Raw genomic sequence first — 5,689 nt, 5'->3', positions numbered from 1 at the left:
ACCCAGAACGGGCCGCCGGCGAAGGCGTTGCCGAGCGACGCGGCCGCGGCGGCGGCCAGTACCGGAACGAGACGTACGTAGCGTCGCTGCGCCGCGCGCTGCCCGTCGCGCCAGGCGGCGTCGCCGCTTCGCGTACGGCGGGTGCGCGCTCCCACGAGAGCGTTCCTGGCGAGGGAGCCGTCGCGGCTCCGGGCCGCGAAGGCGAGGACGAGAGCGGCGGCGGCGAGATAGACGCCGGCGAGTGCGCCGCCCACGGCGAGATGCGTGTTCACCCGCACCGCCGCCCTTCGACGCACCCGTGGGGCACGAGAAGCGGCCGGGCTGCCGGCTCAGGGGACGACGAGGACGCCACGGATTCCGGAGACCTCGGAGATCGAGTACACCGCATATGCGTGGAACAGGTTTCGCGTAAACACGACCTGAACAACCGACTCGTCTCCCCCCGGTGGACTGTCTGGAATCGCCGACAGCGTCCCGTGATCGTCCGGCCGGTTCTGCCGGGCCGTCAACGGGCGTGGCGACATGTTCATGCTGGCACTCCCCCACGTGACGATCAATGGCAATCCGGCCAACTCCGTGCTGTGCACATCAACTACGAATTCCCTGCTCAGAAGGGGCACTTCGGGTGAGGGCGACGGTGCCCTTGGGATATGACCGCGGCCGAAGATCGCCCTTGCCCATCCCGCGCCGATATGCGGCCCGTCGAGTGACGGAACCGGAGGACGGCACATGAAAAAAGCCATCGACCGCCGCGCCTCGTGGGGGGAAGGCACGGCGGTCGATGACCGTCTCCGGCGGCTCGACGAGCGGCAAACCTTCTCGCCGCGCGCCCGGACCGCGGGAAGATCCGCTGCGGGATGACTCGAAACACTGTCGGATTGACACGCTCAATTCAACTTCCGTAGCCATGTGTGAGGTACGCAACGCCTCTAAGGAATTCCAAACACCAACCAACGGCGGCAAATTGGACAGTAAATTGGCAACAGCTGCCACGTTTTACCCGGCGGCCCGATCAGGCCGCCCCCCACCCGGCTCACCGCCTGGTCGGCCGATTTGCCGACGGGGGCGCTCGTGAGGATTTCCGGGAGGTTTCCGATAGGGCGTCACGCCGGACGAGGAAGAGGAGGACATCGGGCGGCTGTCCGCCCTGCTCGCCCAGCTCGGCGGCACCGGGCTCCGCTGATCCGGAGCCCGGCCCTCCCCCCGCCGGCGGCCGCGCCGTGGGTCCGTACGTACGACGGAGTGCCGATATCGCCCCCGTCAGCCCGGCAGGTTCGCCTCGATGAGGTCGGCGGCGCGGGGGGTGCCGCCCTCCGCGGCCAGCTCCGCCTTGAGTTCGGCGCAGCGGGCGGCCACCGCCGGGTCGTTCACTAGGGAGAGCACGGCCTCGCGCAGCCGCTCGGCCGTGGCCTCCTCCGTGGGTACGTGCCGGGCGACGCCCAGCTCCTCCAGGACCGCCGCGTTGCCGAACTGGTCGACGGCCTGCGGCACGGCCACCATCGGCACCCCGGCGGCGAGCCCCTCCCTGGAGCCGCCCGCCCCGGCGTGGGTGATGAACGCGTCCGCCTGGCCGAGGATGGCGACCTGCGGCACCCAGTGGTGCACCTCGATATTGGCGGGCATCGCCGCGCCCTCGGGGACGATGTCCGCCGCCTCGACGTGCTTGCCGATCTGGAGCACCACGTGCCAGCCGGGCAGGTCCCCGAACGCCTTGACGCACTCGCGGTAGAAGTCCGGCAGCTTGGTGAAGGTGGAGCCGAGGGAGATCAGCAGCACCTTGTCGTCGGGGCTCAGCCCGGCGGGGCGCCGCCAGTCGCCCTGATGGCCGCCGTCGCTCTGGCAGGAGCCGACGAAGGTGGTGCGCCGCTCGTCGACCCGGTCGGCGTTGGGCTGGAGGGCGCGCGGGATGAGGGCGATGATCCGGTCCGGCCGCCCGATGAAGAGATCGGGGTCGATGGTCATGCCGTTCCCGGTGAGCCAGTCGCGGAAGCGCTGGTCGTACGCCGCGCCGCGCGGGGTCTCCTTCATGGCGCGGAAGGGCTCGGATACAGGCTCCTCGTCGTACCCCTCCCAGGCGACCAGGTTCGGGGAGAGCTGCACGATGGGAACGTCCCAGCGGTGCGCGAGCACCCGTGCCGGGTACGCCGTGATGTCGTACAGGATCAGGTCGGGGCGGTCGTTCTCGTACGCGGCGGCGAGCTGCGGGAGCGCCTGGATCGCGTCGTTGAGAAAGATCTCGACGTGGTCGATCAGCTCGCTCCCCCACGCCTCGGGCTGTTCCTCCGTGGGCAGTGTCGATCGGTAGATCACGGGCTCCGCGCCGACGCTCGCGACCAGTTCGGCGAGGGGTTCGGGGATGGCGTACGTGACGCGGTGACCGCGGGCCACGAGCTCGCGGATGACGTCCAGGCTGGGCTGGACGTGGCCGTGGGCCGCGATGCTGAACATGGCGATATGGGCACGCTGTGGCGTTGGCATGAGCGGCAGACTAGGCGAGACGAAACGTATCGTGCAATCTGTTTTCAGCGCGCCGCCGACCACATCCGCCCCTCACCCTGATGGGCTGGGCCCCGCGCCTCCCGCGGGCGGGAAGGCCCGGGGTTCGGTCGTGCTCGGCACACAGTCCCCCCGTACACCCTCACCTCTGGTACCGCTTCAGCACCAGATTCCCGTCCGTCACCAGTCGTCGGCGCAGCTCGACCATCCCGATCGCGCCGCTGTAGTACTCCTGGAACGCGGGCGTGGCGATCTTGTCCTTCCACTCCGGGTAGCCGCGCACCGAACGGGCCGGGGCCGGGCTCAGGTCGGCGGCGAGCGCGGCGCCCGTGGCCCAGCCGTGTCGCGTGCTGTGCAGTTCGGGGGCGGCGAGCGCCATGGCGCCCGTGGGCAGCATCCAGTCGCCCTTCGCGAGCCGCACCATGTTCGCGGGCCGCAGCAGGAAGTCGATGAACCGCGCCGCCTCCGCCTTGTGCGGGCTGTCCTGCGCCACGGACAGCGTCTGCGGGCTCACGCCCTGGCTCCGCTCGCCGCCGGGTCCGGCGGGCGCGGGCAGTACGGTCCAGTCGAACCCCTCGGGCGCCTGCTGGACGATCTGCTGGCGGTACGAGAAGCCGAGCGGGACCATCGCGTACTTGCCGCCGAAGAACCCCGGCAGGGTGTCGGCGCCGCCCATGGACAGCGTCGTACGGGCGGCCGAGCGGTCCCGTACGACCTGGTCGCGGATGACGCGCGGCACCCGCTGGTCGGCGGCGTCGAAGCGGACGGCGACCTTTCCGTCCGCGCCCCGGTGGAAGACCTGGCCGCCGGTGGACTGCGACAGGTTGAGCGTCGCGGAGACCGGATCCTTCAGCGGCCAGGCGACACCGTACGTGCCGCCGCGCGTCATCCGCCTCGCGGCCTCCTCGAACTCCGGCCAGCTCCAAGGGTGTTGGGCGTCGGGGATACGTACGCCCGCCTTCCTCAGCAGCGTCCGATTGGCCATGATGACGCGCGGCTCCTGGAGGAACGGCACGCCGTAGAGGCCCTTGCCGAATGCCGCGGTCCGCCAACTCCTCTCCGGAATATCGGACTTCAGGCGCTCGGGCAGGAGGCGGGTGAGGTCGGCGAGGTATCCGCCGTACGCGAAGTCGGCGAGGTCGTCGGCGGCGTCGTGGATGATGTCCGGCGCCTCGCCGCCCTCGAAGGAGGTGAGCAGCTGATCGTGGACGCTCTCCCAGCTCCCCTGTACGTACTCGACCCGGACCTCGGGGTGCGCCGCGTTCCACTCCCGCACCAGCCGCTTGTTGATCTCCACCGACTCGTCCTGCCAGGCGAGCGACTGGTAGCGCAGGGTGATCCGGCCGTCGTCGCGGTCCGTTCCGGAGGAGCAGCCGGCCAGGAGGAGGGCGACCACGGCGAGGGAGGCGACGAGGGCGGCGAGGCCGGTTCGTGGGCGCTTACGCATCAGTTCTTCACCGCCCCGGCCAGCATCCCGCCGGTGATCCGCCGCTGGACGAACGCGAACAGGACGAGCGAGGGGAGCGTGGCGAGCAGCGCGGCGGCGGCCAGCGGGCCGAGGTCGGCCACGCCCTCCGCGCCGATGAAGTGGGTCAGCACGACGGGCATCGTCTGCCGCTCCGGCGACTTCAGCAGGACGAGCGCGAAGAAGAACTCGTTCCAGGAGGTGATGAACGCGAAGAGGACGGTGGCCACGATGCCCGGAGCGAGCAGCGGCGCGGTGACGGAGACCAGGGTGCGCAGCCGCCCCGCCCCGTCCACGGCCGCCGCCTCCTCCAGTTCGCGCGGCACGGCCCGTACGTACCCGGTGAGCATCCACAGCGCGAACGGCAGGGCCCAGACCACGTACACCATGACCAGTCCCGGCACCGTGTCGACCAGACGCAGGTTCTTGAGGATCAGGAAGAGCGGGATGATCACGAGGACGATGGGGAACGCCTGGCTGACGACCACCCAGCCGGTCACCGCTCGCGTGAGCCGGGTGCGACGGCGGGCCAGTACGTAGGCCATGGGGGTGGCGACGGCCGTCGCGACGAGGGCCGCCGAGGCGGCGGCGGTGAGGCTGTTGAGGGCGGCGCGCAGCAGGGGCTGCTCGTCGAACGCCTGCCGGAAGTTGTCGAGGGTGGGGTGGTCAGGGATCCAGGAGGGGTGGAGGGAGGCCAGTTCGCGGGCGGGCTTGAAGGCGGTGGAGAGCAGCCAGGCGAGGGGGAAGGCGAGGAAGACGAGGTAGCAGAGGAGGGCGAGGTACTGGCCGGCGCGGGTGGCGGCGCGGCGTCGGGGGCGGCCCCGGCTCATCGGGCTCATCGCTCGTCCCCGTTCAGCCGGCCCGCCAGGTAGACGGCGAGGAGTACGGCGACGACGGCGACCATGACGCAGCCCATCGCGGCCGCGTAGCCGAACTGGCCGTAGCGGAAGGCCTCTTCGTAGGCGAAGAGCATGGGGAGCCGGGTGTGGCCGCCGGGGCCGCCGTTGGTCAGGACGTAGACGAGGGCGAAGGAGTTGAAGTTCCAGATGAAATTGAGCGCGCTGATGGCGAGGGCGACGGGTCTGATGGCGGGCCAGGTCACGGCGGCGAACCGCCGCCAGGCCCCGGCGCCGTCCATGGCGGCGGCCTCGTGCAGTTCGCCGGGCACGTTCTGGAGCCCGGCGAGGAGCGCCACCGTCGTCTGCGGCATGCCTGCCCAGACGCCGACGAGGACGACGGCGGGCAGCGCGGTGGACAGCCCGCCCAGCCAGTCGACGCCGGTGCCCAGCGTCTCGTTGAGGATGCCCGCGTCCGGGTGGTAGACGAGCCGCCACATGATGCCGACGACGACCTCCGGCATCGCCCACGGCACGATCGCCAGGGCGCGGGCCAGCCAGCGCAGCCGCAGGTGCTGGCCGAGGAGGAGGGCGAGGCCGAGCGCCAGGACGAACTGGGGGAGGGTGACGCCGACCGCCCACACCAGACCGACCCGGAACGACTCCCAGAAGAGGGAGTCGTGCAGCAGGTCGCCGAAGTTGAGGAGGCCGATCCAGCGGGTGGGCGCGGTGCGGCCCGACTGGGAGTCGGTGAAGGCGAGCGCGATGCCGTAGAGGAGCGGGCCGACGCTCAGCACGAGGATCGGGATCAGCGCGGGCAGCACCAGGAACCAGCCCCCGGCGGCCCGCGGCCCGCCCGCGGGCTCGCCGACCGACCGCCTGGGCACGGTCG

General features: G+C 71.2%; 4 protein-coding genes and 1 pseudogene. All 5 read right to left on the bottom strand.

Features of this window, described 5'->3' with window-relative positions:
• A pseudogene (locus tag ACFU99_RS30970) lies at positions 1-272 on the bottom strand (hypothetical protein); the annotation flags it as partial.
• Between the two features lie 988 nt (positions 273-1,260).
• Entirely contained in the window at positions 1,261-2,478 is a 1,218-nt protein-coding gene (locus ACFU99_RS30965) for a macrolide family glycosyltransferase (protein WP_384398317.1), read from the bottom strand.
• 160 nt (positions 2,479-2,638) lie between these two features.
• Entirely contained in the window at positions 2,639-3,943 is a 1,305-nt protein-coding gene (locus ACFU99_RS30960; RefSeq protein WP_384398315.1) for an ABC transporter substrate-binding protein, read from the bottom strand.
• Positions 3,943-4,800 (bottom strand): carbohydrate ABC transporter permease, encoded by an 858-nt coding sequence (locus ACFU99_RS30955; protein ID WP_384398313.1) that lies wholly within the window; start codon positions 4,798-4,800, stop codon positions 3,943-3,945. The genes ACFU99_RS30960 and ACFU99_RS30955 overlap by 1 nt, the downstream gene beginning before the upstream one ends.
• Positions 4,797-5,684, bottom strand: a complete 888-nt coding sequence (locus ACFU99_RS30950; RefSeq protein WP_384398319.1) for a carbohydrate ABC transporter permease — start codon at positions 5,682-5,684, stop codon at positions 4,797-4,799. The genes ACFU99_RS30955 and ACFU99_RS30950 overlap by 4 nt, the downstream gene beginning before the upstream one ends.
• Positions 5,685-5,689: the final 5 nt, after the last annotated feature.

The organism is Streptomyces sp. NPDC057654 (assembly GCF_042800135.1).
Taxonomy (GTDB): domain Bacteria; phylum Actinomycetota; class Actinomycetes; order Streptomycetales; family Streptomycetaceae; genus Streptomyces.
The sequence above is the reverse complement of the archived record's forward strand: the minus strand, read 5'-3'. Positions and strand labels throughout refer to the sequence as shown.

Coding starts and splice junctions, on each gene's coding strand:
- ACFU99_RS30960 (WP_384398315.1), bottom strand. CDS start 3,943: ATGCGTAAGCGCCCACGAACCGGCCTCGCCGCCCTCGTCGCCTCCCTC.
- ACFU99_RS30955 (WP_384398313.1), bottom strand. CDS start 4,800: ATGAGCCCGATGAGCCGGGGCCGCCCCCGACGCCGCGCCGCCACCCGC.
- ACFU99_RS30965 (WP_384398317.1), bottom strand. CDS start 2,478: ATGCCAACGCCACAGCGTGCCCATATCGCCATGTTCAGCATCGCGGCC.